General features: G+C 65.6%; 25 protein-coding genes and 1 pseudogene. 20 read left to right on the top strand and 6 right to left on the bottom strand.

Annotated elements, in window-relative coordinates:
* Positions 1–359: 359 nt before the first annotated feature.
* From ENJ37_10345 to ENJ37_10265, 17 genes and pseudogenes are all read left to right on the top strand, one after another.
* Entirely contained in the window at positions 360–1448 is a 1089-nt protein-coding gene (locus ENJ37_10345) for a hypothetical protein (GenBank protein ID HHL40894.1), read from the top strand.
* A gap of 10 nt (positions 1449–1458) precedes the next feature.
* Positions 1459–1833, top strand: a complete 375-nt coding sequence (locus ENJ37_10340; protein ID HHL40893.1) for a hypothetical protein — start codon at positions 1459–1461, stop codon at positions 1831–1833.
* A 2-nt stretch (positions 1834–1835) separates the two neighbouring features.
* Complete coding sequence (locus tag ENJ37_10335; GenBank protein ID HHL40892.1) at positions 1836–2234, top strand: hypothetical protein; 399 nt, start codon at positions 1836–1838, stop codon at positions 2232–2234.
* On the top strand, positions 2224–3150 hold the full coding sequence (locus ENJ37_10330) for a hypothetical protein (protein ID HHL40891.1): 927 nt from the start codon (positions 2224–2226) through the stop codon (positions 3148–3150). The genes ENJ37_10335 and ENJ37_10330 overlap by 11 nt, the downstream gene beginning before the upstream one ends.
* A gap of 2 nt (positions 3151–3152) precedes the next feature.
* Entirely contained in the window at positions 3153–3953 is an 801-nt protein-coding gene (locus ENJ37_10325) for a hypothetical protein (protein ID HHL40890.1), read from the top strand.
* Between the two features lie 2 nt (positions 3954–3955).
* Positions 3956–8350, top strand: a complete 4395-nt coding sequence (locus ENJ37_10320) for a hypothetical protein (GenBank protein ID HHL40889.1) — start codon at positions 3956–3958, stop codon at positions 8348–8350.
* Positions 8351–8362: 12 nt separating this feature from the next.
* On the top strand, positions 8363–9001 hold the full coding sequence (locus ENJ37_10315) for a hypothetical protein (GenBank protein HHL40888.1): 639 nt from the start codon (positions 8363–8365) through the stop codon (positions 8999–9001).
* A 12-nt stretch (positions 9002–9013) separates the two neighbouring features.
* A complete protein-coding gene (locus ENJ37_10310) occupies positions 9014–9286 on the top strand; it encodes a hypothetical protein (protein ID HHL40887.1) in 273 nt (90 codons plus the stop codon).
* A 17-nt stretch (positions 9287–9303) separates the two neighbouring features.
* Entirely contained in the window at positions 9304–9759 is a 456-nt protein-coding gene (locus ENJ37_10305; GenBank protein ID HHL40886.1) for a hypothetical protein, read from the top strand.
* Entirely contained in the window at positions 9737–10168 is a 432-nt protein-coding gene (locus ENJ37_10300; protein HHL40885.1) for a hypothetical protein, read from the top strand. The genes ENJ37_10305 and ENJ37_10300 overlap by 23 nt, the downstream gene beginning before the upstream one ends.
* A 103-nt stretch (positions 10169–10271) precedes the next feature.
* Positions 10272–10904: a dTMP kinase gene (gene tmk / locus ENJ37_10295; protein ID HHL40884.1), complete on the top strand. Its 633-nt coding sequence runs from the start codon at positions 10272–10274 to the stop codon at positions 10902–10904.
* 96 nt (positions 10905–11000) lie between these two features.
* Positions 11001–11975, top strand: a complete 975-nt coding sequence (locus ENJ37_10290; protein ID HHL40883.1) for a DNA polymerase III subunit delta' — start codon at positions 11001–11003, stop codon at positions 11973–11975.
* A 23-nt stretch (positions 11976–11998) separates the two neighbouring features.
* Entirely contained in the window at positions 11999–12748 is a 750-nt protein-coding gene (locus ENJ37_10285) for a hypothetical protein (protein ID HHL40882.1), read from the top strand.
* The gene (gene metG / locus ENJ37_10280; GenBank protein HHL40881.1) at positions 12745–14262 is read left to right on the top strand and encodes a methionine--tRNA ligase; all 1518 of its coding nucleotides are present in this window, start codon (positions 12745–12747) and stop codon (positions 14260–14262) included. The genes ENJ37_10285 and metG overlap by 4 nt, the downstream gene beginning before the upstream one ends.
* Positions 14252–14386 (top strand): annotated as a pseudogene (locus ENJ37_10275) (sporulation protein YjcZ). The gene metG and the pseudogene ENJ37_10275 overlap by 11 nt, the downstream one beginning before the upstream one ends.
* A 496-nt stretch (positions 14387–14882) precedes the next feature.
* Positions 14883–16301, top strand: coding sequence for a YchF/TatD family DNA exonuclease (locus ENJ37_10270; protein HHL40880.1), 1419 nt, complete (start codon positions 14883–14885; stop codon positions 16299–16301).
* Between the two features lie 63 nt (positions 16302–16364).
* On the top strand, positions 16365–17252 hold the full coding sequence (locus ENJ37_10265; GenBank protein ID HHL40879.1) for a GTPase Era: 888 nt from the start codon (positions 16365–16367) through the stop codon (positions 17250–17252).
* A gap of 69 nt (positions 17253–17321) precedes the next feature.
* On the opposite strand, the gene ENJ37_10260 is transcribed toward ENJ37_10265, so the two are convergent.
* Entirely contained in the window at positions 17322–20021 is a 2700-nt protein-coding gene (locus tag ENJ37_10260; protein ID HHL40878.1) for an insulinase family protein, read from the bottom strand.
* A gap of 182 nt (positions 20022–20203) precedes the next feature.
* On the opposite strand from ENJ37_10260, the gene pncA reads away from it, so the two are divergent.
* The 3 genes from pncA (at position 20204) to ENJ37_10245 (ending at position 23918) form a co-directional block, all read left to right on the top strand.
* The gene (gene pncA, locus ENJ37_10255) at positions 20204–20785 is read left to right on the top strand and encodes a bifunctional nicotinamidase/pyrazinamidase (GenBank protein HHL40877.1); all 582 of its coding nucleotides are present in this window, start codon (positions 20204–20206) and stop codon (positions 20783–20785) included.
* Between the two features lie 197 nt (positions 20786–20982).
* A complete protein-coding gene (locus ENJ37_10250; GenBank protein HHL40876.1) occupies positions 20983–22257 on the top strand; it encodes a phosphopyruvate hydratase in 1275 nt (424 codons plus the stop codon).
* A gap of 320 nt (positions 22258–22577) precedes the next feature.
* Positions 22578–23918 (top strand): HlyC/CorC family transporter, encoded by a 1341-nt coding sequence (locus tag ENJ37_10245; protein ID HHL40875.1) that lies wholly within the window; start codon positions 22578–22580, stop codon positions 23916–23918.
* A gap of 313 nt (positions 23919–24231) precedes the next feature.
* Here ENJ37_10245 and ENJ37_10240 read toward each other — a convergent pair whose 3' ends face one another.
* From ENJ37_10240 to ENJ37_10220, 5 genes are read right to left on the bottom strand one after another with little or no spacing between them, the layout of a single operon-like run.
* The gene (locus ENJ37_10240) at positions 24232–24945 is read right to left on the bottom strand and encodes a MerC family mercury resistance protein (protein ID HHL40874.1); all 714 of its coding nucleotides are present in this window, start codon (positions 24943–24945) and stop codon (positions 24232–24234) included.
* Positions 24942–25247 (bottom strand): hypothetical protein, encoded by a 306-nt coding sequence (locus ENJ37_10235; protein ID HHL40873.1) that lies wholly within the window; start codon positions 25245–25247, stop codon positions 24942–24944. The genes ENJ37_10240 and ENJ37_10235 overlap by 4 nt, the downstream gene beginning before the upstream one ends.
* Complete coding sequence (locus ENJ37_10230; protein ID HHL40872.1) at positions 25244–25555, bottom strand: copper chaperone; 312 nt, start codon at positions 25553–25555, stop codon at positions 25244–25246. The genes ENJ37_10235 and ENJ37_10230 overlap by 4 nt, the downstream gene beginning before the upstream one ends.
* A gap of 20 nt (positions 25556–25575) precedes the next feature.
* Positions 25576–25908, bottom strand: coding sequence for a mercuric transport protein (locus ENJ37_10225; protein HHL40871.1), 333 nt, complete (start codon positions 25906–25908; stop codon positions 25576–25578).
* The gene (locus tag ENJ37_10220) at positions 25905–26339 is read right to left on the bottom strand and encodes a heavy metal-responsive transcriptional regulator (protein ID HHL40870.1); all 435 of its coding nucleotides are present in this window, start codon (positions 26337–26339) and stop codon (positions 25905–25907) included. The genes ENJ37_10225 and ENJ37_10220 overlap by 4 nt, the downstream gene beginning before the upstream one ends.
* Between the last annotated feature and the right edge of the window lie 509 nt (positions 26340–26848).

The following is a 26848-nucleotide window of genomic DNA, read 5'->3' as shown; positions in this document are numbered from 1 at the left end:
GGCGGGTGTCGTCGAGTACCGGGGCGAGAACTTCGAGCGCAGTTACGGCCTGAGACCGACGTACGTGGAGGTGCTCTTCGAAGTGAAGGTCTTTTTGCGCGGTCACCGCCGCGAACTCGTGGGTTCGCTCCAGAGATGGATACACGACATCAGAGAGGCTCTGACGGTGAACAATCTGAACAGCGGCGCTCTCGCCGCCGACAAGCCCGTAAGCCTCGTCGACGTTGACGAGGGACGGGTGGCCGTGCGCGGAGAGCTCGCGACGGTGAGCGCCTCGGTACGGCTCCGTTACAGGGAGTCGACCTGAGGCCGCCCGTTGAGAAGGCGTCCCGCTCATGGAGAGAAGGAGGTAGCTGGAGATGGCGGAGAACAGGTTATACCTCGCCGTCGGTGAGGAGGCGGCGCGCGGAGTGAAGGAGTCGACGACCGTGGGGTTCATCCCCGTGCTCACGCCGCCGATCCCCGATATGGAGTTCGAGGAGCGCCGCCGCGAGGAGTACCGCGGCGAGGCCGCGGCGCTCGGCGAGCGGGCGGTATCGCGCATGAGCCGCAAGTGGAGCGGCTCCATCGAAACGCCCTTCTTCACCGAGGCGGGCTCGACGAAGGGCATGGTGGGGACGATCCTGAAGCACTTCTTCGGCAAGGCGAGCTCCGGCCAGAACGGGACGACGGGCCAGTACCACCACATGTTCTATCCCGTCCACAATCCCTTCGACGCCTCCAACCTCGGCGCGAAGGCGCTCACCCTCAACGTCAACATAAACGAGGGGACGGCCATGAAGAACTGGCCCTTCGTGGGCGGGCGCGTCTCGGCCCTCACCTTCGAGCAGGAAGTGGGGGCTCCGCTCAAGCTCACGGCCGAGCTCTTCGGCCAGTACCGCGACACGGTGACGGCCGAGATCGGAAGCCCCGTCTTCGCCGCCGAGAACCTCAGATGCGACTACAACAACCTCAAGGTCTACACCGGCACCATAACCCGCGGCGGCACGGCGCCGGACTACACGGACTTCTCCATGGCCTCGGCCACACGGCTCAAGCCCGACAAGGTGACCGTGAAGGTCGAGAACGGCATGGAGGACGCGTTGCGCCTTTCGGGGCTCGACTACCCGGACAGGACGAGGCTCGGCAGGTTCAAGGTCTCCCTGGAGCTCACCATCGACTGGGAGGACCCGGCCTCGGGCTTTTCGTCGGCCGACGAGTTCAACAACTGGGTCGCCTCGACGGGCGAGACGAACTTCCTTCTCGACTGGGACACGGGCACCCAGGCCGGCACGGGCCACAACCACCACCTCTACATCGACGTGCCGCGGGTTGTCCGCACGGGAGGCAAACCGGACTACAACCTCGACAAGGACCCCATGATAACGCTCTCCTACGAGGGACTGTACAACGAGACGACGAAGTACCTCGTGGGGGTGTTGCTCAAGAACACGGCCGCGGCCGTATGAGAGGTGAGAGATGGCGATCATATCTTTCGACCCGGACACGATCATCGAATACGTCCCCGAGTACGGGGGAAACCGCGATTCCGACGAGCCCTGCGTGGTGAGGCTGCGGTTCGTGCCCTATTCGAGGGTCCAGCACTACTCGCGCATCCTGGCGGCGAGGACCGGCGGTGTCTCCGATCCCCTGAAGGCCGCCGAGGCCGGGCAGGCCGTGCAGCGCAGACAGTTCGTCGAGAACGTCGAGCAGGTGAGCGGTTACTACATCGGCGGGCGGGAGGTGACGGACCCGGCCGAGTTCTACGACACGGCCGACACGGAGCTTGTGCTCGAGATCGTGGCGGCCATGGAGTCGCAGGCGAGACTCAGCGAGGGCCAGCGAAAAAACTGACCGTGGGTTTTCGCTGGGCCCTCCTCGCGGGCCGCGGCGAAAGCCCCTTCCAGTGCGGGCGGTGCGGAGAAGACGACAGGAGAAAGCGCAACTGTGGAAACAGACTCGGCCTGAGCGACGAGGCCCGCTGCGTAGGGCGCTACAGCGCCGTGGTGGCGGAGGAGCTCGAGCGATGCGGCGCCTCCAAGGTCTTTTCCATGGGTGGACTGCGCCTTTACGAGTGTCCGTTGAGTTACATTACGCCCGAGACCTGCGATCTCATGAGGATGGTTTTTGTCATGGAGGCGACCGGCGCTTTGCTCCTTGCGGGAGGCGTCGGCGACCAGCCGTTCTGGCTTGTCGAGGCCCTGGAGATTTACGGGAGCGAGAAAGCGAGGGGTGCTGTTGGCGATGAGCGGTGACAGGAAGATACCGGTGAGCATGAAGGCCCAAGCGGAGCTCATGCGCCTGCTCGTAACCCTTGCCGGAAGACTCGAGGCGGCGGCGAGGGGATTGGAGGCGGCGCGACGAAAGGGGACGGGAGCGCGCGGGAGGAGGCCGCTGCGTTCGACCGGAGCTTTGTCCGGGGGCCTTGGGTCTGTGACCCTTGGGTCTGTGACCCTTGCGGCTGACGTCAAGCCCGATCCCCTGACAAAGGCCGTCGTCCGTTACGAGGCGAGGCTCGAGGCGCTGCGGCTCTTCAAGGAGCGGGAACTGCGGATAATCGAGAGGGCCGACGCCGCGGCGCTGGAGAAACACCGGCGCAGGGAAGACCTCATAACACAGTACCAGGCGGCCCAGCAGCGTCTGAGGCTCGACATGGCGGCCGCCGGCGCGGCCCAGATGGCCAACTTCATGCAGAACCTCTACGTGGCCACCGGCAAGCGACATCGCGCCATGTTCGAGGCCGGCAAGGCCCTGGCCGTGGCCGAGACGGTGATAAACACCTACCGCGCGGCCCAGGGCGCCTACGCGGCCCTTGCGGGCATACCCTTCGTGGGGCCTGCGCTCGCCGCGGCCGCCGCGGCGTCGGCCATCGCGGCCGGTTTGGCGCGGGTGCGTCAGATAAAAGAGACGAAGATGGGCGGGTCCGCCGTCTCGGCCGCCGGCAAGGCCCAGCCCGGCTACGGCGGCGGTTCGGCCGGGGCCGGCACTACGCCGCAGCCAGTCTACTCGGTACCGGCTGCTACGTCAGCGCAGCAGCAGCCGACGCAGAACATCACGATACACATCACCAACCCCCTCGGCAGCGAGGACTGGGACCGCATCGTGGAGGACAACATAGTGCCGGCGATCCGTCGTGCGGCCGACAGGAACATATCGATCAAGGTCATCTGAACATGGCTACCTGGGCGAAGATAAAATTCTTCTACGACACCATGCTCGGTTCCCCGGGCTCCACGCTGTCGGCCACATCCACCGAATCGGGCGGCGACTACCACGTCGATTACATCCACAACATGCTCGAGACGAACCGCTGGCTCGCCGAGGACGACTCCATGGCGTCGACGCAGTACATAACCTACGACGCCGGGGCGGGCAACGCCGCGCCGGCCGACTACCTTGCCGTCGCCGGCCACAACCTCTACTCGGCGGGCGCGTCGATAGTCCTCCAGTACTCGACCGACAACTTCGTCTCCGACATAAACGACGCCTTTGCGGCCTTCGCCCCTGCGTCGGACAAGGCGATACTGAGGGAGTTCGCATCGCCGGGCGCGTACAGGTACTGGCGCCTCGTCATATCGGGGCTTACGGCGACGGCCCCCTATCTCTCGGTGTGCATCTGGGGCACGGCCACGGAGCTCGACTACGCCACTGCGTCGTTCGACCCCAACCGCCAGGAGGTGAGGGCGAAGGTGAACAGAAGCTACGGCGGTTACGTCACGGGCGTGCACACCATGTACGCCGAGCGGATCATGACGCTGCGCTTTTCCGGCGCCGACCCCTCGCTCTACTCGAAGATAGACTCCTGGTGGGAGAGTTCGGGGCAGTACCTGAAGAACCTCTTCGTAGGGTGGGAGACGGCCAACAACCCCGACGACATCTATCTCATGAGGCCGGAGCCTCGCTACGACAATCCCTTCACGGGGGGCGGGCTCTACAGGGATATCACCATCACGCTTCGGGGACGCAAGGAGTAGCCGTGGCCACCACGCTGGCGGTCATACCGATGGGACTCACCCACTGGCTCGTGGACGTTCTGGGCGGAACGGAGATGGAGCGCGCCTTTCGCGGCTCCGTGGACGGGGCCGTCTACACGGTCGACGCCTCGGGGAAGGTCACCATAGGCGCGGCCGAGGGCGGCGGCCGGGTGCGCCATGTGCGCGGCGTCTGGCTCGACACCGTGACGTTCGAGTGGAACGGCTACTGGGCGCAGCCGGACTCTCAGGCGACCGACTACTTCGCCTCCTTCGTCAACAACCCTTCGGACACGGTCATAAGCCTCTCGCCGCCGCTTGCCGAGGGGACGAGGGTGCAGGTCTTCTACTACCACTCCACGGGACAGCGCCTTGCCCCGCTCACCTGCGTCGGGGCCTATCCGTGCTGGTTCAGGGCCTACGGCGGCCCCTTTCCCTTCGAGGTCGCCTCGAGCTCCAGGGAGGGGAAGTTCGCCGCCGCCGTCGACGCCGAGCAATGGTTCGTCGTCGCCTGCATGGAGGCGTGGAGCGCCACGGGCGCGCCCATATGGAAGGAGTTCGCCTCGACCATCATGTCGAGCCTGCGGGAGTTCGACACCGGCGCGCACTCGAAGAGCTTCATCGACGACTTCGACTACCGGCTCTCGGACCGGCGGGCCTCGGGCCTCTACAGCGGAGCCGATTCGACCTCGTCCATAGACTTCTTCGACACCGTCTCAGACCCCGGGGACCGCTCCAACCGCGTCCTCTCGGTCAAGGCCACGGTGAGCGCGTCGGGCTACGCCTACTGGGGGAGGTCGGAGCGCTTCGACCTGTCGGCCTCGCCGGACTTCGAGTTCACCTTCACGGGCACGGGCTCGCTGGGCCGCTACAACGCCGTGCTCAACACCGACCCGGCGACGAGCCAGGACCCCAATCACGTCTACCGCTACGGCTTCGCCGACGAGTCGGACTCGGCCATAAGGCGCAAGGTGCCCATAGGCGACTTCCACAGCCTCGCAAACGTCGTCTACTCGGGCAACATCCGCCCCGAGTCGTGGTGGAGCTACGCCGACACGGGCTCTTCCATAAGTCTCGCCGAGCGCTACGGCAGGCTCTACGAGTCGGACTTCATCCATTACTACGGGATGGAGCTTTCCTGGGACCTCGGCACGGGCGCCTACGTCGGAGCCGGCGTGGACGTTCCCTCCGGCGTCGATTCTTCGTCGGAGGCGGACGTCAACTTCTTCGTCGACGCGGCCCAGGCCACGACGCTGCGGGTCTTCGTCGAGGACGCGAACTCGACGCAGCACTACTGCGACAAGGCCGTCGGAGCAGGCGGGCGTGTTACGGCGGCATGGTCCGAGTTCAACGGGACTCCGGCACACCCCGTAAGGAAGGTCTTCTTCCAGGTGACCACGTCGCCGGCGAAGGGTTCGTGCCGCATAGCAGACATACGTTTCGGCCCGGCCCGGACCCTTGCGCCCTCGACGGTCTACTACTGCCAGTTCGATCTTCCCAGGGGCGGCTCCTTCGAGGCGCTCTTCGACGACGTGGGCTTCGACATAACGCCTGCCGACGACTTTCCGGGGCTGCCCTACTTCAGCTACCAGTGGAACGAGACGGGGGCGATGAACTGGCGCGGCCCCAGCTACGCGGGATACCAGGTGCCGGCCGCCTATTACCGCATGGGGCACGCCGACGTCGCCTCCCGCATGGCGGCCTTCCTCCGGTCCTCACAGGACGAGTACGCCTCGCGCTACTCGGCGGCCAAGGGTCCCTTCATGCCCGTGCACACCAGGGGACTGGCCGAGAACGCCGACTACGACACGCCCAACACGTGGACCTGGAACGGCCCGGACACGAACACCCACTGGGCGGGCTTCCAGTACAGGGCACTCTCCCAGCTCGCCCACTATTACTACCTGTCGGGCGACGCCACGGCCAAGGCGGTGCTCGACAACTGGATGGCCTGGCTCGACGGGCGCATAATCGGGGACCCGCTCTATCCCGGCGATCCCAGGGGTTACCTCCCGCCCACGACCTTTGTCAAGGATAGCGGCTCGTACAGCTACGACTACTTCAGCCCCGACCTCCACGCGCTCATAGTGCAGGCCTGCATATACAAGTACTGGCGCGACGGCGACCAGAAGGCCCTGCTCTGGCACCGCCGCCTTCTCGACGACCTGGTGACCAACCGCAAGGGCGCCGACGGGAGCTACAAGGCCGACTACACCTACGGCTTCCACAACGCCGAGGTCGGCAAGGCCCTGGGCATGCTCATAACGGGCCGCGCAGGCGGGGCGGTCAACCACCAGCTCCAGGCCACGGCCGCCGACATGGCGGCCTTCGAAGAGCTCTACGGCTACTTCACGGGCAGCGTGGGCACGGTGAAGCCCGTGGCCATGTCGCCCCAGTGGCTTCCGCTTCATGCGCGGGAGGCGACGAGCCAGCCCATAGGCGAAAAGGTCTGGGTCGGGGACCGGTGCACGACGAGCGAGACGCTCTCCACGGCGCTCGCCTTCGCCGTGGACTACTACAAGCACAGCGGAGAGGGACTCTGGATGTGGAGGCTCGGGGCCTACCTCTGCCGGGTCCTCGTTAGGGGGGTTGCCATGGCGTATGTGGACGAACTGAAGAAGAACTCGAACAGACCGAACGTGATAATCGAGGTGGCGCTCGACGGGGGACTCAGAAAGTTCGGCTATCATGACGGCGGGTTCGCCGACGTGGCGCCCGTGCTCAAGAAGGTCTCTTCGCTCTCCAACAGGCTCGACACCTCGCGCGGCGTCTCGACGCGGGGAAACATGACCTTCGTCCTCACGGGGCGGGAGAACTTCAGGGCGCTGGTGGAGGAGCAGTATCTCAAGAACAGGCGCGTCGTCCGCCGCGACGGCTTCGTGGCGCCGGGCTTCACCTACCTCGACTACAGGACGACCTTCACGGGCAAGATCGTGGACTGGTCGAGAAAGGGCGATGAGCTCACAGTGACCGTGGCCGACGACCTCGTCGACGCCTCGCTCCCCATACCGGTGGAGAATACGGCCAAGACCCAGTACATCGACTACCGCGCCATGAATCCGGTGGACATAATGGCGGACATCCTCACCTCGAGACTCGGTGTCGCGTCCGCCTACATCGACACGGCGGCCTTCACCTCGGAGCGCGACACCTGGCTTTCGGGCTGGGTCTTCAACCGTGTTCTCACCGAGCCGCGCCGGGCCGACGCATACTTGAACGAGCTGCAGGTGGAGACGGGCAGCTTTCTTGTCCACGACGGCGAGAAGATAACCTTCAAGGTCCTGGCCCCTCCGCTTCCGGGCCAGACGATAGAGGAGTGGACCGACGACTACCCACTCATAGCGGGAAGCCTCGCCCAGGAGAGCGGTTACCGCGACCTCTGCAACCGCGTGGTCGTCTACTACGACTACGACGAGTCGGGAGGCGACGGCGAGTCGGCCTTCGAGTCGGTCTACATAGCCGCCGACGCGGCCTCGCAGGGGCCCGGCGAGTGGGACGAGACGAAGACGAAGGTCATAAAGAGCAAGTGGATAAGGACGTGGACCTGGACGCAGCCGCAGGTCCTGACGGGAGTGACCATCTATCACGTCTCCGGGGCCAACGGCGCCGGAGACGGCACGCTCACGTACAACAGGGTGACCGCCGCCTGGGCGGCTTCGACGGGCTACGGCGTCGGCGACAGGCGCATTCCCACGGCCGGAGGCGACTACTTCTACGAGTGCGTGGCCGCCGGGACCTCCGGCTCCTCCGAGCCCTCGTGGCCCGCCACGGTGGGCAAGACCGTCGCCGACGGCACGGTCACCTGGGAGTGCAGGGCGCGGAACAACAGTCTTCAGTGGACCGCCCCGGGCGGCACGGTCGGCGAATCCGTGGCGGTCGGCAAGGACGGGCGCTACCAGGTCTTCGACACCGACAAGACGAAGTACGTGCGGGTCGTCGTCGATACGTCCGCCCTGCCGGCCTCGACGGCGAGCGAGACCGTCACCGTAACGAGTCTCGGCGGCGACACCTTCGCCGCCTCGCTCGCCGGAAAGATCCTCAGCCGCTACCGCGACCCCGTCTCCATCGTCGCCTTCGACATCGACATCAACGCATCGGCCGATACGTCGGCCATGCGCAAGCCCACCGACGTGGTGGACCTCACGAGCGACGAGGCGGCCGACAGGGGCAGGCCACGATGGACGAGGGAGAGGATCATGCTCACCTCTGTCGAGCACGACGTGGCCTCGTCGCGCCTCTCGGTCAAGGCCGTGCAGACGAGGATGTACCGCCGTTACGGCTTCATCGCCCCGGCGGGGCAGCCCGACTACCCTTCGGCCTCGGCGGCGCAGCGCGAGTACGGCTACATAGGCGACGGCGCCAACAAGGTCGGCGGCGAAGAGGGTTACCATATCTGGTGAAGGGAGGAAGAGATGGCCGCACCGACATATCCGTGGAACACCATAAGCGCGTCGCAGACCGACGCCGACAGCCCGCTCGATACGACGCTGATGGAGGCCATTCGTCAGAACCTCATCCATCTCGAAGAGTGGCTCGGCGACTCCTACACGGCGGCAAAGGACCACGACCACGACGGCGCCAACAGCAAACTCGTAGCCACCATCGCCGACGGTATAGTCACCAACGCCAAGCTCAACGGCGGTCCCGTCAGTATCTACTTTCCCGAGGTCTCCATCAACGAGGCGTGGAGCAACTGGATCGACACCAAGGCGGCGAGGATATTCATCCCCGACGGCGTGGGACGGCTCTACGCCCTCATCAGGCTCAAGACGGCCGACGCCAACTGGCCCGCCTTTGCGAGGCTCCGCATCGGCTCGACGGTGGGACCGGCGAAGCAGACGAGCTCGACCTCCTATGTGGACATAACGCTCGACATAACGCCCTCGGCCGGCGACAAGGGGCGGCTCGTGGACCTCTACCTGCAACTGACAAACGACCAGACTTCCACGGCGGCCAACCTGAGCTGGGCCCACAAGGCCGCCTACCTGACAAACGACGCGGCGGCCCAGCACCTGGACTTCACGACGGCCTCGTACTTCTCGGACCAGTGAAGGAGAACCCTCGTGCCCGATAGTGAGCTGAAAGAGATTGCGGCCCTGGTCTCGGAGAAGATGGAGGAACTCGCCGAGCGGGTGGCCGACATCGTGGAATCGCGCCTCGACGAACGCGATCCCCCCTGTCAATGCCTGACCGAAGAGGAGATCGTCGCCGTGAGGGGGCTCTTGCAGACGAGGAAGAACGCCGTCAGGGCCATACTCTGGATATTCGGAGCGCTTGTCGTCTGGATACTGAAAGACATCTACACCTACGTAATGAATCACCTCGCCATAAGGTGATAAGGAGGACGGCTGCCATGAGTATATGGACCTACGCCGAAGGTTTTTCCCCCGGCGAGAAGTGGGGCGAGCCGGACCGCATGAACGGCCTTCTCCTGCTCCTTCTCGCCGCCCTGCGCCGTGAGTTCCGGGCCGTGGATGCGTCGGCGCGCTTCATCGTCCACGCTGGCTTTGCAACGTCGGGCCACGCGCCGCGCTCCCAGCACTACAGCGGCAACGCCGCGGACTTCCACGTCGAGACCACCCTCTCCTACGGGGACCAGGTGGCGCTCATGGTCGACGCCCTCGACGGGCTCCAGGTCACAGACCGCGTGGGCCTGGGCATATACCCCCACTGGAACTCGCCGGGGTTCCATCTCGACGTGCGCGGCGAGAAGAGGCGCTGGGGCAGGCTCGGCGGCGGGTACGTGAGCTTCGAGGAGGCGATGGAGGCTATGGAGGAGGGCGAAGATGACCACACCCATAATAGGTGATCTCATTCAGAGCACCGTCGGAAAGGTGGTGGGCGGGCTCGTCGACAAGTACCTGCCGAAGTCGCTGAGCGAAGAGGCCAAGGAAAGACTCAAGCTCGAGGCCGGACGCCTGGCCATGGAGGAATACAGGGCGGCCCTCTCGGAGAGGGCCTCGGCCCGGGAGCTGGCAAGAGCCGACGTGGGCGGCGCGCCGCCGTGGACCAGGGCGCTCGCCGCGCTCCACAGGCCCCTGTGGTCGCTCCTCACGCTCGCCATCTTCTGCTGGACCGTCCTCGCCCCCTATCTCGGCTACCAGGTCCTCGACCTTTCGGATATCCACAAGGAGATAATGCAGACCGTCATCGTCTTCTACTTCGGCGGCAGGACCGTCGAGAAGACGGCCTCCCTCTTCGCCTCAAGGGGCTCGTAGAGCCCCGCCCCTCCCCCTCTCTGCCCGTCTGCCTTATCGACATTTACCTTGCCAATGCCCCTGTTTTTGTTGTACCTTGAAACATTGAGTCGGGGAGGGGCGCTTGGGTCTTTTCATAACGCTTGAAGGTGTCGAGGGGTGCGGCAAGACGACACAGGCCGCCCGTCTGGCGGACCTCCTGCAGGGGCGCGGCCGGTCGGTGGTCGCGCTGCGCGAGCCGGGCGGGACCGACCTTGGGGAGAAGGTCCGCTCCCTGTTGCTGCGGCCGGGTAGGGGGAGTCCGGTCCCCTGGGCCGAGCTCTTCCTCTACGAGGCCGCCAGGGCCCAGCTCGTCGAGGAGGTCATAAGGCCGGCCCTCGCCTCGGAGAGTGTCGTCATATGCGACCGCTTTGTCGACTCGACGCTGGCGTACCAGTGTTACGGACGCGGTCTCGATGCGAGAACCGTCGAGTGCGTGAACCGCGTCGCCTCGGCGGGCATCGTCCCGGACGTGACGGTGCTCATCGACTGTCCGCCGGAGGTGGGACTTTCCCGGGCGCGGAGCCGGAACAGGGAGGCCGGCGCGGCCGAGGATCGTCTTGAGGGCGAAGACCTCGACTTCCACCGCCGGGTGCGCGACGGCTACCTTGCGCTGGCCCGTAGCGACACGAAAAGGATCAGGGTCGTGGACGGGACGGGGCCGCAGGATGTGGTCTTCGATGAAATACGTGCAATAATCGACACTTTGGTGTTATAATCGTAAGGAAGTCCTGATTGATTGACGGGGGGGAGCCATTTGCAGAACGCTTCCCCCGCGGGATGAGAGAGAGGGGGCTCCGCGGGCCCGCGACCTATGGCCTCGCTATTCGACGTAATAAAGGGACATGACAGGGAGATGGGCCTTCTGAGGCGGGCCGTTGCCGGCGGTCGCGTTGCCAGCGCCTATCTCTTCTCCGGTCCCGAGGGCGTCGGCAAGCGCCTTGCGGCCCTGGCCTTCGCCCAGGCCCTCAACTGTCCGCACGCCATGGACGGCGGGCCCTGCGGCCGCTGTCCCTCGTGCGACGCCTTTGACGGAGGCACGCCGGTCAACCTCGTCGAGACCGCGCCGGAGAAGGGCGTCCTCAAGATAGACAGGGTCCGCGCCGTGGCCGAGGGGCTCAAATACCGCGCCGAGGCGGGAAGGACGGTGGCCATAGTCGACGGCGCCGAGAAGATGACGGCCGAGGCGGCCAACGCCTTTCTCAAGACACTGGAGGAACCGCCGGCCGGGTCGGTGATAGTGCTCGTTGCCGCCCACGGCGCCCACATGCTGCCCACCGTGCTGTCGCGCTGCCAGCGCGTGAACTTCGGCCCTCTCCCCGTCGAGGTACTCGCCGGCGTGGTGAGGGAAATCAAGGAGGTCGGCGAAGAGGAGGCCGTGGAGCTTGCAAGGCTTGGGTGCGGAAGTGTGGCCAGGGCGCTCGAGTTCGCCGACGCCAGGCTCCACGAGAAGCGAAAGGCCGTAATCGATGCGGTGTCGGAGCTCGATGGCCGCCGATGGCCCGAGCTCCTTTCGCTCGCCGAGAGGCTTGCAAAGGACGAGTCCCTCGAGGCCGCGCTCGAGATGCTCAAGGGCTGGTACCGCGACGGCGTGCTCGCCGCTGAGGGGTTCGCCGCTGAGGGGCTCGCGCCGCACTCCGGCGGCCTTGCTCCGCCCAGGGGGCCGACGGCGCGGCTCCTCGACGCCTACGACGCCGTGGAGGAAGCACTCAGGGCCGTGAGGCCGCCGCGTTACGGCAACAGGCAGCTCGCCGTGGAGACCATGCTCATGAGGCTTGCGGGCCGTTAGATTCAGCGGAGGAAGGTATCTTAATGGTAAAAGTCGTGGGCGTAAGGTTCAAGAAGGCCTGCAGGATATACGAGTTCGACGCCAACGGCATCGAGCTGGAACGGGGCGACAGGGTTATCGTCGAGGTCGACAGGGGGATGGGCTTCGCCACCATTGTGAGGGAGCCGGTCGAAAAGGACGGCCGGAAGATAAAGCGGCCCCTCAAGAAGGTCATACGCAAGGCCGACAGCGTCGATATCGAGAGGCTCGATTTCATAAGGGAGCGCGAGGTCGAGGCCTTCAGGCTCTGCCAGAAGAAGATAGAGCGCTACGGCCTCCCCATGAAGCTCACCCGCGTCGAATACCTCTTCGATTCGAGCAAGGCCATATTCTACTTCACCTCCGAGTCGAGGGTCGATTTCAGGGAGCTTGTGAGGGACCTGGCCTCGAACCTGCACATAAGGATCGAGATGCGTCAGATAGGGGTGCGCGACGAGTCGAAGATGCTCGGCGGCATCGGTCCCTGCGGGCTCGAGCTCTGCTGTTCCACCTTTCTCGACGACTTCGAGCCGGTGACGGTGAAGATGGCCAAGGAGCAGAACATGGCGCTCAACCCGGCCAAGATATCGGGAGTGTGCGGAAGGCTCATGTGCTGCCTCGGCTTCGAACACGCCATGTACAAGAAGGCCAAGGGGCGCCAGGGCAAGGGCAGGGGATGCGGCAGGCAGGCGGGCCGCTGCGGCGGACAGAGCGGCTCCCGCGGCGGAGCGGGAAAGAGGACTGAGAGAGGATGAGCAAGAGGTTCTACGTCACCACACCCATCTACTACGTCAACGACGTGCCCCACATAGGTCACGCCTACACGACCGTCGCGGCCGACGCCTTGGCGCGCTACAAGAGGCTCAAGGGCTGCGATGTGCTCATGCTCACCGGAACGGACGAGCACGGCCGGAAGGTCGAGAAGGCGGCCGAGGCCGCCGGCATGAGCCCAGGCGAGCTGGCCGACAGCGTGGTGAGCCGCTTCAAGGAGCTGTGGAGCAAGCTCGACATATCGAACGACGACTTCATTCGCACCACCGAGGAGCGTCACAGGCGGGCCGTGGTCCGCATATGGGAGACCGTGGCGGCAAGGGGCGACATCTATCTCGGCGAGTACGAGGACTGGTACTGCACCCCCTGCGAGAGCTTTCTCACCGAGTCCCAGCTTCGTGAGGGCCGGTGCCCCGACTGTCTGAGGCCGGTGGAGAAGCTGCGCGAGCCGAGCTACTTCTTCAGGCTCTCGCGCTACACCGAGCCCCTGCTGCGCCACATCGAGGAGAACCCCTCCTTTATCGAGCCCGAATACAGGCGCAACGAAATCGTGAGTTTTCTCAAGGGCGGGCTTCGGGACCTCAGCATAAGCCGCACCGGCTTTTCCTGGGGCGTGCCCGTTCCCGGCGACGAGCGCCACGTAATGTACGTCTGGTTCGACGCCCTCACCAACTATCTCACCGCCGCCGGCTATCCCGACAAGCCCCGGTGGTGGCCGGCCGACGTGCACATCATAGGCAAGGACATCCTGCGTTTCCACGCCGTCTACTGGCCGGCCTTTCTCATGTCCGCCGGCCTGGAGCTTCCGCGCCGCATCTTCGCCCACGGCTGGTGGACCGTCGAGGGCCGGAAGATGAGCAAGTCCCTCGGCAACGTCGTTGACCCCTGCGAGGTGATAGAGGACTACGGCGCCGACGCCTTCCGTTACTTCCTCCTGCGCGAGGTGCCCTTCGGCATGGACGGCGACTTTTCGACGGCGGCCCTGGAGGGCCGCATAAACGGCGACCTTGCAAACGACCTCGGCAACCTGCTGAGCCGCACGGTGACGATGGTGGCGAAGTACACCGGCGGCGTCGTGCCCGCCCTGGCGGCCTCCAGGGACCGGGAGGCCGAGGCGGAGCTCAAGGCGGCGTTCGCCGGGCTCGCGGGCCGGCTCGACGCGGCCATGGAGCGCCTTGCCTTCAACGAGGCCCTCTCGGCGCTGTGGGACGTGGTGCGCCGAATGAACGCTTACGTAGACCGGGCGGCGCCGTGGAGGGAGCGCGACGAGGAGGTGCTGCGGAACGTGCTGGCCGTGCTCGCCGAGGGGCTGCGCATCGTCTCGGTCTGTGTAGCTCCCTTCATGCCCGGAGCGTCGACGCGCATGCGCCGCCAGCTCGGCCTGACCGCGGCGCCCGGTCTGTTTGACGACGAGCTCCGCTGGGGCGGCGGCTGCGAAGGGGCGGTCGTGGTGAAGGGAGCGCCGCTCTTTCCGAGGGTGGGCTCCGGTGGGAAGTAGGGACAACCGAGAACGAAGGGGGCATCCGGTGCGTATGAGCAGGCTTTTCGTCCTTTTCCTCCTCGTCGCCGTCATGGCCGCAGGCTGCGACGGCGGCGGGGGGGACGGGACCGGTCCCGGCGGCAAGGCCGGGCAGGTCAAGGCCAGGGAAGTGGCCATCATGTACGACATGGAGGAGGAGAGGCGCCTTCAGGCGGCCTTCGACAACGGCGGGCAGACCTGGAGGGGCAGCGCCGTCGACGTGGCCCACGCGGCCCTCATCCAGTACGGCGTCAACGTCAAGACCTCGGACTGCTCGGTCGTCGAGGAAGGCGACAAGCGCGCCGTCGTGGCCGCAAGGGCCAACGACAGCGATATCCGCATCCACCTGGAGCGGCTCGTGAAACCCGGCGGCATCTGGACGGCCACAAAGTTCGAGGTCTTCGAGGGGCCCGGCTCCAGGGACGGAGCCCGCACCGGCAGCCGCTGAAGCGGCCCCTGCGGCGCCCCCATACGCTGGCTACACTGCGGCGGCTGCCCGGAGTCGGGCCGCGCCAGGCGGGGTTGTTACGCCTTTGCGGCCCGACCTCCGGGCAGCCGCCAGCGCGCTCCCGTGCGCGCCGGTTAAGAGGCTGTTTCACATGGACTTGAAGGAAGGGATCATAGACACCCACGCCCACCTCGACGACCCCCGCTTCGACGGCGACCGGGCCGCCGTGCTGGAGCGGGCCTGGGAAGCGGGGATCGAGGCGATCCTTACCGTGGGCTGCTGGTCGCCCGGCCGGGGTTTCGGTCCCGTGCCGGAGATCGTGGCGGGCGACAGGCGCATATTCGGCGCTCTCGGCGTCCACCCCCACGACGCCGGGGAGGCGGACGGCGACGAGCCCTTCGAGCTCATCGAGAGGCTCGCCGGCGAAGGGGAAAGGTTCGCGGCCGTCGGAGAGACGGGACTCGACTACCATTACGACAACTCGCCGCGCCAGGCGCAGCGCCGCATCTTCGGCCGTCACATAAGGCTTGCCCGCAAGCTCGGGCTTCCCCTGGTGATACACTCGCGCGAGGCCGACGACGATACGCTCTCCGTCATGGAAGAGGAGGGGGCCGCCGAGGTCGGCGGCGTGATGCACTGCTTCAGCGGCGGCGTCAGGCTTGCCGAGGCCGCCATGGAGATGGGTTTTCACCTCTCCTTCTCCGGTGTCGTCACCTTTCCCGGGGCCGTGGAGCTGCGCGAGACGGCGGCGTCGGTGCCGGTGGAGCGCATGCTCGTCGAGACCGACTGCCCTTATCTCGCGCCCGCGCCGCACCGCGGCAGGCGCAACGAGCCAGCCTACGTGGTGGAGACGGTGCGGGCCCTGGCCCGCATAAAGGGACTGAGCCCGGACGACGTGGCCCGCGTCACTGCGCTCAACGCCCGCACCCTCTTTGCAATGGGCGGGCGGGGCGGGCGGGGGGCCGAGCAGGAGGCCCGCATCGCCTACGCCATACGCAACTCGCTGTACCTCAACATCACCAACCGCTGCACCAACTACTGCACCTTCTGCGCCAAATTCCGCTCCTACACGGTCAAGGGCCACTACCTGCGGCTCCGGCGCGAGCCCACTTACGAGGAACTTCTCGGCGCCATAGGCCCCGACCCGGCGCAGCGTTACGACGAGATCGTCTTCTGCGGCTACGGCGAGCCGCTCATCCGCATGGAGCTTGTGAAGAAGCTCGGCAGGACGCTCAGGAAGATGGGCTGCCGCATACGCATCGACACCGACGGCCTTGCAAACCTCGTCCACGGCCGCAACGTCCTGAAGGAGCTCGCCTTCGTCGACACCATCTCGGTGAGCATGAACGCCCCGGACTCGAAGACCTACCAGCGGCTCGTGAGGACTCCCTTCGGCGACCGGGCCTTTCCGGCCATCCTCTGGTTTCTCCGGGAGGCGAGGAAGCACGTGGCCAAGGTGGTGGCCACCGTGGTGGCCGTCCCGGGCCTCGACATCGAGGCCTGCCGCAGGGTGGCCGAAGACGAGCTCGGCGTGGGCTTCAGGGTGAGGGAGTACAACGAGGTGGGGTGAGCGCCGTCCTTTCCCCCGCGCTCTCTTTGACTCCTCCCCCTGCATGGTGGTAAGCTACGGGCCATGTCCTTCCGTTCCGGCTTCATATCCATAATAGGCCGTCCCAACGTGGGCAAGTCGACCCTTCTCAACGCCGTAATCGGCGAGAAGATAACGATAGTCTCGGCCAAGGCCCAGACCACGCGCAACAGGATAAGGGGTGTGAAGCACCTGCCCCACGCCCAGATAATCTTCGTAGACACCCCCGGCATCCACCGTCGCAGCGGCACGCTCAACGTCTTCATGGTCAGGGAGGCCCTCTCGGCCATGACCGACGTTGACGGAGTGATATTCATGGTCGACGCCTCGGCGCCAGTGACCGACGACGACGCCTTCATCCTCGGACGGCTCAAGAAGGCCGGCCCCCCGGTCGTGCTCGTGCCGAACAAGATCGACCGGGTGGAGAAGCCGGCGCTGCTGCCCCTCATCGAGCGCTACGGCGCGCTCTTTCCCTTCAGGGAGGTCGTCCCGGTCTCGGCGCTCAAGGGCGACGGCGTCGAAGAGCTCGTGGAGGTCCTCGTCGAGCTCCTTCCCGAGGGCCCCCGTTACTTCCCCGAGGATATGACCACGGACCAGCCGGAGCGGTTCCTCGCCGCCGAGATCGTCCGCGAAAAGGTCTTCGCCTTCACCCACCAGGAGGTGCCCTATTCTGTGGCCGTCGTGACCGAGTCGTTCAGCGAGGACCCGGAGCGGGGGCTCATCTCCATAGAGGCCGTCATAAACGTGGAGCGCGATTCCCAGAAGGGGATAATCATCGGCAGGAAGGGCGAGATGTTGAAGCGCATAGGCACGGCCGCGAGGCGGGAGCTCGAGGGGCTGCTGGGCGCAAAGGTCTTCCTGCGGCTCTTCGTGCGGGTCACGAAGGACTGGACCCGCAACGTGAGGGCCCTGAGGGAGTTCGGCTACGAGTAGGAGGGTGCAGGTGGACGAAGGGGCGCCGGGCGGGCCCGCTCCCGCGTCTTTGCCCGGCGGCCCCTCTCCTTACAGCCTGTGCGTCTTCTTCGACTCCTCCTGCTTCTTCTCCCCTTCCTCCTCACCGTCGCCGTAGCCGTTGGGCCCGACGACCGAGATGGTGTAGGCGTCGAGCGTGAGATACTTCCTGGCCGCCCTCAGCACGTCGTCGGCCGTGACGGCCTCGATCCTGGCGGGATAGCGCTTGTAGAAGTCGTAGCCCAGGCCGAAGAGCTCGTCGTTGGCGAGTTCCGACGCCTGGCTCGACACCTCCTGAAGCCCAACTTCGAAGGCGCCGATGAGCGCGCTCTTGGCCCGCCGCAGCTCTTCGGGCGATACCTTTTCCGCCGTCACCTTCCGCAGTTGCTCGAGTATGCCTTCTATGGCGGCGTCCTTCTTCTCGGGGGCGCACCCTATGTACACGCCTATCATCCCCGGCTCCACGCCGGGACGCGAGAAGGCGCTCACCGAGTAGGCGAGGCTGCGCTTGTCGCGCAGCTCGACGAAGAGGCGCCCGCCCTGGCTCGACAGTATCTCGGTGAGCACCTCGAGGGCGAAACGGTCGTCGTCCCTTATGGTCGTCCCCAGAAAGCCTATGCCGATGTTTGTCTGCGCCGCCTCCCTGATCTCGCCGGTGCGCCGTATGCCCATCGGCCGTCTCTCCGGCGCCGGCTCCTTGAGGGCCACGGCGCGGCGTTCGAGTCCGCCGTACAGCTCCTTCACCTTCTCGATGACGTGCGAGGCGTTCACGTCCCCCACCACGGAGATCACCATCTTCTCGGGCACGAAGTGGCGCGTGTAGAAGGCGATGAGCTCGTCGCGCGTTATCTTCGAGACCGTCTCCTCCACGCCCGTGCGGGGCATGCCGTACGGGTGTTCCCTGTAGAGCTCGCGGTAGAGGAGCTTGAAGGTGTAGCCGGGCAGGTAGTCCTTCTGGCGCTTAATGTCGGCCAGGATGTCGGCCCTCAGCTTCTCGACCTCGTCGGCCGGGAAAGAGGCGTTCTTCACCATGTCCGCGGCGAGCTCGAAGGCCCGGTCGAAGAAGCGGGAGAGGAACTTGCCCGACAGGCCTATGGAGTTCCGGCCCGAGAAGCCGCCGAGCCCCCCGGCCATGCTCTCGATCTCGCGGGCCAGGGCCCGGCGGCTCCAGGTGGCCGTGCCGCGGGTGAGCATCGACGCCGCGAAGGCGCTTATGCCGTTGTTCTCGGGCGTTTCGAAGCGGAGGCCGCCGGGAAAGGTGAGGTAGAAGGCCACGGTCGGGTTGGTGTGAACCTCCTTTACGATGAGCGTTATGCCGTTTTCGAGCGTGATCTTCCTGATCTCGTCGGCCTCGACCTCCCCGGAGAAGGCCATGCGCGCCTCGTAGGCGGCGCTCCTCGCCGTCTCCACCAGGTGTTCGTGCCTTATGTCCGCCGCCTCGGCATCGGGCACGAGCGCCGACAGCGTCATCTTCTGGACGTCCAGGTACGTGGCGGCCGCCTTCTTCACGTCGTCGGCCGTCACCGCCCGTATCCCCTCTATGTACCTGCGCTCGAAGGCCAGGTCCCCCGAGATGGTCTCGTAGTAGCCGAGCTGGCTTGCTTTGCCCTCCATCGTCTCGCGCGAGTATATGAAGTCGCTCTCCAGGTTGAGCTTCACGCGGGCGAGCTCATCGGGCGACGGTCCCTCGGCCGCCAGCCGCTCCGTCTCCTCGATTACGGCCCAGATCGTCCTCTCCAGGTTCTTCGACTCGAGCGAGGCCGTGATGAAGAAGAGGCCCGGCTCCTTGGGCGTCATGGCGTAGGAGGAGATGGAGTGGACGAGCTCGTCGTTGATCTTGAGGCGGCGGTAGAGTCTCGACGTGGCGCCCTGGCCCAGCACGCCGGAGAGCACGTCTACGGCGTAGGTGTCGGGGTGGCTCAGCTCGGGGATGTGGAAGGCCAGCGCAAGCCTCGTCTCGGCCACCGGCGCGGCTATCACCTCTCCCCGGACGAGCCGCTGCTCCGGCTCCTCGGGACGGGGCCTGTGGGGGTCGGGACCGGGCCGCGCGTCGGCGAAGGCCCGCTTCACCTCATCGAGGGCCGCTTCCTTGTCGAAGTCTCCGACGACGACGAGCGTCATGTTGTTCGGCACGTACCATCGGGCGAAGAATTCGAGTATCTGCGCGCGGGTGAAGGAGAGCACCGTCTCGCGCGAGCCTATGACGGGACGGCCGTAGGGGTGCCTGGTGTAGGCGTTGCGGAGCACGCTCATGTAGAGCCGGCGCTCGGGACGGTCCTCGTTCATGCGGATCTCCTCGAGCACCACCTTGAGCTCCTTTTCGAGTTCCACGGGGTCGAAGGCCGAGTGCCGGATGGCGTCGCTGATGATGTCGAGGCCGGTGGAGAAGTAACGGCTCGCCACGACGAGGTGATATACGGTGTTGTCGTAGCTGGTGTAGGCGTTTATGGCGCCCCCGGCCGCCTCGACCTCCTTTGCTATGTCGCCGACCTTGCGCCTGGCCGTTCCCTTGAAGAGCATGTGCTCGAAGACGTGGGCTATGCCCGCCTCCTCGTCCCTTTCATCGGCCCCGCCCACACGCACCCACATCTGGATGGCCACGACGGGCGCCGAGTGGTCTTCCTCCAGTATTACCGTAAGTCCGTTCTCAAGCGTCGTCTTCAGTATGTCGCGCTCCGCGGCGACACCGCGGGCCGCGACGACGGCGACCATGACGGCCGCAACGACGAAGACCCTGCGCATAAACTTCATCGGGAACCTCCCTCTCAGACTCTTGTTCAATCAAGATAAAACAAAACGACCGCCGTTTCAACCGCTTTCGACCGCCGCCGCGGCCCTTGACTTCATCCGTCCTTCCGGCTATGCTCGTCTCGTGGGGCCGGAGAGCCTTCCTGGCCCTCTGCTCACCACGCAAGAAAGGAGAGACGAGCCACATGGGAGCTGCGCTTGTGATAGTGGACGTGCAGAACGACTTCTGTCCCGGCGGGGCCCTGGCCGTGCCGGGCGGCGACGAGGTGGTGGAGGTGCTCAACGACTATATCGAGCGCTTCACCGCGGCCGGACTGCCGGTGATAGCCTCGCGCGACGCCCATCCGCCGCGCACGAGGCACTTCAACACCGACGGCGGTCCCTGGCCGCCCCACTGCGTGGAGGGCACCGAGGGCGCCCGTTTCCACCGGGGGCTCAGGCTCCCCGCCCACGCGGTGGTCGTCACCAAGGGCTCCGACCCCGACAGCGACGACTACTCGGTCTTCCAGGCGAGGGGAGGGGACGGCAGGTCCTTTGAGCGCATACTGCGCGATCTCTCGGTGGACCGCCTCTACGTGGGCGGACTGGCCACCGACTACTGCGTCAAGGCGACGGTGCTCGACGCCCTGGAGCGGGGATTTGACGTGACGCTGCTGACGGACGCGGTGCGCGGCGTCGACGTCGAGCCGGGCGATTCGGAGCGGGCCCTGGCGCAGATGAAGCGCAAGGGCGCCGACACCGTCACCCTCTCGGCCCTCTCCCTGTAGACCGCCTGCGAAGAGCCGCAAGCTCCCCCCGGACGCCGAGATTTTCCCTTGCCTTCAAGGCATGACGGGCCGTATAATAGACCGGCGTTCCCGTCGGGGGGGCAGTGTCGGGGTCCGTGCGGGACGCCGGGAGCGCCCCGGCGGCGGTCCTTTCCTTGTCGCCGAGCGGTTAAGTCACTTGTGAGAGTGGAGGTACGATGACTACAATAGTTGAGATCGTTGCAAGGGAGATACTCGATTCGAGGGGGAATCCCACCATCGAGGTGGAGGTCATACTCGAGGGCGGCTACATAGGGAGGGCCGCCGTGCCGTCGGGGGCCTCGACGGGGCGCTTCGAGGCCGTGGAGCTGCGTGACGGCGACAAGAAGCGCTATCTCGGCAAGGGCGTGCTCAGGGCCGTGGAGAACGTGGAGAAGAAGATAGCTCCCGCGCTCATCGGTTGCGACGCCACGGAGCAGGTCAGGATAGACAGCAAGCTCATCGAGCTCGACGGCACCGAGAACAAGAAGAACCTCGGCGCCAACGCCATGCTGGGGGTCTCGCTCGCCGTGGCGAAGGCCGCCGCCGACGCCTCGATGACGCCGCTCTACAAGTACATAGGCGGCTCCAACGCCAAGGTGCTGCCCGTGCCCATGATGAACATCATAAACGGCGGCGCCCACGCGGACAACGGTCTCGATATCCAGGAGTTCATGGTCGTCCCCGCCGGGGCGTCGACCTTCCGCGACGCCCTGCGCGCAGGCGTTGAGGTCTTCCAGCACCTCAAGTCGATCCTCAGGGACAAGGGCATGGCCACGTCGGTCGGCGACGAGGGGGGCTTCGCCCCGCGGATCGACTCCAACCGCAAGGCCCTGGACGTCATCCTGGAGGCCGTCGAGGCCGCCGGCTACAAGGCCGGCTCCGACGTCTTCCTCGCCCTGGACTGCGCCGCCAGCGAGCTCTTCGGCGACGGCTCCTACACCATGGAGGGCAGGACCCTCTCCAGCGCCGGGATGGTCGACTACCTCGCCGAGCTGGCGGCCGACTACCCCATCGTCTCCATCGAGGACGGCGTCGACGAGGATGACTGGGAGGGCTGGAAGCTTCTCACCGGGAAGCTCGGCGGCAAGTGCCAGCTCGTGGGCGACGACCTCTTCGTCACCAGCGTGAAGAGGCTCGAGAAGGGCATAGCCGAGGGGGTGGCCAACTCCATACTCATAAAGGTGAACCAGATAGGCACGCTCACCGAGACGCTCGACGCCATAGAGAGGGCCAAGTGCGCCGGATACACGAGCGTCATCTCCCACCGCAGCGGCGAGACCGAGGACGCCACCATAGCGGACATAAGCGTCGCCGTCAACGCGGGCCAGATAAAGACGGGCTCGGCGTCGCGCACCGACCGCACGGCCAAGTACAACCAGCTCCTCCGTATAGAAGAGGAGCTCGGCGACGCGGCGGTCTTCGCCGGGGCGGCGGTCTTCAGCCGCCGGTAGCGCCCTGCGGGGCATCGCGCCTTGGCGCGGGAGCGGTACCGCCCGGATAGGGGAACGTCGGCGGACGTGAACGTCGAAAGACGCAACCGCCGAAAGACGTGAACGCCGAAAGAAGCCGCCGTTGTCCGCGTCCCCTTCTTGTGGTATAATGTGAAAGACCCTGACTTGTTCCCCCGGCGGAACCGGGGGGCTTGGGCCCTTCCACGGGAAGTTCGCGCCATGTCCGCCATGTCCATTGACCGGACGGCGCGCTCAAGACCTCCGTTACGGGCCTTGCGCCGGACGGGGACTTTCTTCAAGCAGAGGAGACAGGTAAAGACGTGTCGTCTGCCGACGGCCTATTGATCGAGGCCGCCCTAATCTTTCTTCTCATACTCCTCAACGGGTTCTTCTCGGGCTCCGAGATAGCTTTCATATCCTCGAAGAGGAGCGTAATAAACAAGCTCTCCAAGGAAGGCAACCGCTCGGCGAAGATCGTCTCCCAGATGAAGAGCTCCCCCGACCGCTTCCTTGCGACCATCCAGGTGGGCGTTACGCTGGTGGGCACGCTCGCCTCGGTCGTCGGCGGCGTCGTGGCCACGGAGCACCTCAAGCCCTTCCTGCTCTCCCTCCCGTTCGCCCCCGTGCAGCAGTGGGCCGAGCTCATCTCGGTGGGGGTCGTCGTCGTGGTCATCTCCTATACGCTGCTCGTGCTCGGCGAGCTCGTGCCCAAGTCCATCGCCCTGCGACATGCGGAACGCATAGCCTGCTTCGCGGCCAGGCCCATCGAGCTCTTCACGGCCGCGGCCTCCGTGGCCGTGAAGATACTCACCGTCTCGACATCCTTCGTCGTGAGGCTGCTCGGCGTCAAGGGCGACGAAAAGCACATGTTCATCACCGAAGAGGACATACGCTACTACATAAAGGAGGGGCGGGACAAGGGGATACTCGAGGAGACGGAGGCGGACCTCCTCCACGGCGTCTTCGAGTTCGCCGACACCACGGTGCGCGAGATAATGGTCCCCAAGCCCAAGCTCAAGGGCATAGAGGTGAGCACGCCCCCGGAGCAGGTCCTTCACTTCATGGCCGAGACGGGCTACTCGCGCTACCCCGTCTACAGGGAGACGCTCGAGCAGATCGTCGGCGTGCTCTTCAACAAGGACGTCTTCAGCCGCCTCGAGGCGGGAAAGCCCATAGTACTGAGCGAGCTCATGAGGCCGCCGTACTTCGTCCCCAACACGGTGATGATAAGCAGGCTGCTTCGGGAGATGCAGCGGCGCAAGGTGCACATGGCCATCGTCCTCGACGAGCACGGCGACGTCGACGGCCTTGTCACCATCGAGGACATACTCGAGGAGATAGTGGGCGAGATCGAGGACGAGTACGAGACCAACAAGAACGGTATCGTCGAGAAGCTCAAGGACGGCTCGCTCATCATCGACGCCTCGGCCTCGCTGCGCGAGCTCGAAAACTACGGATTCCGGATCGAGGAGTCCGATGACTACAACACCCTCGCGGGCTTCATGCTATCGCGCCTGCAGCGCATCCCCAGGGGCGGCGAGTTCGTCGTCTACAGGGACCACCGCTTCACCGTCGTCGACGTGGAAGAGAACAGGATAAGGAAGGTGAAGGCCGAAGCGCTGGCCTCCAGGCAGGTAAGGCCCGGTGCAGGCGGGGGCTGAAGGGGGGCTGAAGGGGGCTGACCCTCTCCAGGCCCCGAAGCCCCGGCCCGTTTTTGCGCGGCCTATCCCCGCCTCCTCTCTGTGAGGAAGACGGGAGCCCGGCCTTGCGCCGCGGCGGTTGCCTCGGGGGGCTGTGCCGGGGAGTTCGGGCCGCAAAGGCGTAAAAAAAACCCGCCTGGCGCGGGCCGAACTCCCCGGTACAGCCGAAGATCCGAATAACATACGATGGGGCGAGGGGGGAAGGTGGGCCACAGGCCCTCGGGCCTGTGGCCCTTCTGCAGAAAGGTTCCCCAGGGGTTTAATCAGAGCTTCCCTAAGGGGCCGCCCCTACGCCCGCGGCCTTCAGGGCTTCGGCCGTGACGGCCCCGCCCGCACAACACTCGGCGAGCCGTCCGTCCACGACGACCGACGGGACCCGCGTTATGCCGTAGCCCCTGGCCCTGTCGAGACATTCTCCCGACCGGCACCCCTGGCTCAGGTCGTAGACGGTGACCTCGCAGTCGCCGCAGGCAAGCTCCCTGACGAGCCTTACCGTCTCGTCGCAGAGCGGACATCCCGCGGTAAAGACCTCCACCTTTCTCTTTGCGGCTGTCATCTTCTTCACCTCCTCTTCGTTATGGGTTTTTGCCCCCTGCGGGGGCGGGGCGGATTCCCCGCAGCCTGCGCACGGGGGCGCGGCCCTTGCGGACCTGATGTCCATGACCACGGCGATTGCAAGCCCGGCGATCCCGGCGTACAGGAGCGTTTCGTCGGGCCTCACATACCTGCCGGCGTAAAGCAGCGCAGCCGACGGCACGGCGACAATGAGGGGACGCTTGTCGCCGTGGGTCCGTCCCGAGCGCAGAAGTCCAAGGAGCCCGAAGGCGAGGAAGAAGAGGAGCACCGCCTTCATCACCGCCGTCTCGACCATGAAGCCGAGCCCCAGGGCCGTGAGAACCCATGCCGCGAGGGGATAGCAGGCCGGACAGAACTTTCCGACGGCCAGCGAGCCGACGCTGCCGGCATAGTTCCATATCCCCCTGCTCACCGTCCCCTCCCGCCGTACTCTTCCAGCGCCGCGACGATCTTGTCCGCCGACGGCGCGCCCGCCATGCGGCACGACGGCGTGCCCCGGCACTCTTTCCTGCCGGTCCCCACCTCCCGGCCCTCCACGAGGACCGTTGGCGAGGGAAAGCCGCGCCAGGCTTCCGGCGTGGCGGGGGACTGGAGGTCCGCCTCCTTCCACAGGGCCGCGACTCCGGCGGTCAGCAGGGCCTCTTCGATGTTCTTCCTCGCTTCCTTCACGTTGGGACAGCCCTCGAAGTATAGAAGGACCACCTCCGGCCTCATCGCCCGCCGTCTCCTCTTCCCCCGGCCACGCTCGCCGTGAAGCCCACGCCGGCGACGGCCCTTATAAGCTCGTCCACCGTCGTCTCTCCCGCGTCGTACTCGACGCGGGCCTCCTTGCTCTCGAAGCTCACCTCGGCGCTCCTCACGCCCTTCACCCCGGAGAGCGCCTTTCTCACGGCCGGGGCGCAGAGGCCGCAGTTCATGCCCTCGACCTTCAGCGTGACGGTCTCCGGGCGGCCGGCGGCGGACGCCTGCACTGTAACGAGGGCGAGCACCAGCGCCGCCGCCACGATGGAGAGGGTCTTCATGACGGTAACCTCCTTTCTTCTCAGCTCACAAGCCACGCCGCCGCGTAGGGGAAGGCGAGGCCGAAGAGCGCAAAACCGGCGAGTATCCAGAACAGAAGGCGGTTTATCCTCCTTGCGCGCGGCTCGCACGAGCCGCCGGGACCGCAGCCGGAGCCCTTGCCGTAGGCGTAGTGCCAGGCGGCGGCCACGAAGACGAATGTGAGGCCGAGCATATAGGGTCTCAGCGGCTCCAGGCCGGAGAGGAATCCGAGGCCCGTTATGCCGAAGGCCAGGAAGAGGGCGGGGCCCAGGCAGCAGGCCGACGCAAGGAGCGCCGTCGCCATGCCGCCTATGGACAGCAGTCTGCGCTTCACCTTTTCTTCTCCTTCTCCGCCTTCAGGTCGCGCTCTTCTATGGCCTTCAGGATGGGGCACTCCTCGGTGGGACGGCGCTTGCCGCAGGCGTCGATGAGCTCGCGGAGTATCCGCCTAATCGTCTTGAGCGCCTCGATCTTCCGCTCCACCGAGGCGAGCTTGGCGCCGGCCCTCTCTCTCACCTTCCCGCACGCCGTGCCCGACCCGACCCGAAGCTCCATGAGCCCCCTTATCTCCTCGAGAGTGAAACCGAGTTCCTTTGCATGGCGTATGAAGAGAAGCCTCTTCAATGCGTCCTCGTCATAGAGGCGGTATCCCGAGGCCGTCCTGCCGGCGGGCAACAAGAGCCCCTTTCTCTCGTAATAACGGATGGTCTGAAGGTTGACCCCGGCCCGTCGGGCCGTCTCCCCTATGGTGAGTCTCTTCTCCATGCCATAGAGTATACACCCTGTACCTCGGTACAGTGTCAAGCGATTTTTTTCAAGCTCGATTACGAGATGGTGCGGAGACTCTCTGGAGGAGGGTCACGAGGAGCCGGAGGCCCCCCTTATTCGTATGGGCGATGGGCGCGTGTGGACGCGGCGGCCCCCGGACGGTTAGGGCCGCAAAGGCGTAAAAAAAACCCGCCTGGCGCGGGCCGAACCGTCCGGGGGGCCGCCGCGCGGGCGGTGGGAGGAGGGGAGATGCCAATGAAAACGGCTTAAGCGGATACCCCGCCAGGGGGCGGGACTGTCAGGTGAGTGCTTGACTTTTACACCTAATTAGGGAAGCTCTGATTAATTACCCTGGGGGAAACTTTCTGTAGAAAGTTTCCCCCAGACCCCCTTCAAAGACTTTCAATACGACTTGGTTTCCCCCTGTTTTGCCAAGCAAAACAGGGGGAAACCAAGTCGCATTAAAAGTTTTTGGAGGGAGTCTGAGGGAACCTTTTTACAAAAAG

The sequence above is a fragment of the Deltaproteobacteria bacterium genome, assembly GCA_011375175.1.
GTDB lineage: Bacteria > Desulfobacterota > GWC2-55-46 > GWC2-55-46 > DRME01 > DRME01.
This window is presented reverse-complemented; position numbering and strand designations above follow the sequence as displayed.